Annotated in this window: 1 pseudogene; it reads left to right on the forward strand. The window is 69.1% G+C overall.

What is annotated here, in order from left to right:
• Nucleotides 1-211 precede the first annotated feature (211 nt).
• Nucleotides 212-466 (forward strand): annotated as a pseudogene (locus tag PUR56_RS43210) (IS5/IS1182 family transposase); the annotation flags it as partial.

Below are 466 nucleotides of genomic sequence, written 5' to 3' on the forward strand. Positions count from 1 at the left end.
ACACCTTCTTGTTCGCGTCCAGCCCCGTCGTGGTCTTCGGGACACCGGCGGCCGCACGGACGGACTGGGTGTCGATGATCACGAGGGACGGGTCCTCTAATCGGCGGGCCCTCTCCCGTACCTGGCAGCGCAGGAGTTCCGGGATCCGCCGGTCGAGCCCGTCCTGGCGCCACAAGCCGAAGTAGTAGCACACCGCCGACCAGGCCGGCAGGTCATGGGGCAGATCATCGGCGTCGTCGTCCTGGCGGCCTCCGCCCCCGACAACGCCGCCGGCGCCGCCCTGCTCGACAAGGTCGACGAGCGGTGCGGGATGCGACTGGAGAAGCCCCTGGTGGACCAGGGCTTCAAGGACGAGGTGATCATCCACGGCGCTTTGCTGGACATCGACGTCGAGGTCGTCCGCCGCAACCCGGCCGACCAGGGCAAGGGCTTCGTCCCGCAGCCGAAACGGTGGGTGGTGGAGCAG

Source organism: Streptomyces sp. BE303 (assembly GCF_036290945.1).
In the GTDB taxonomy this organism is placed as follows: Bacteria; Actinomycetota; Actinomycetes; order Streptomycetales; family Streptomycetaceae; genus Kitasatospora.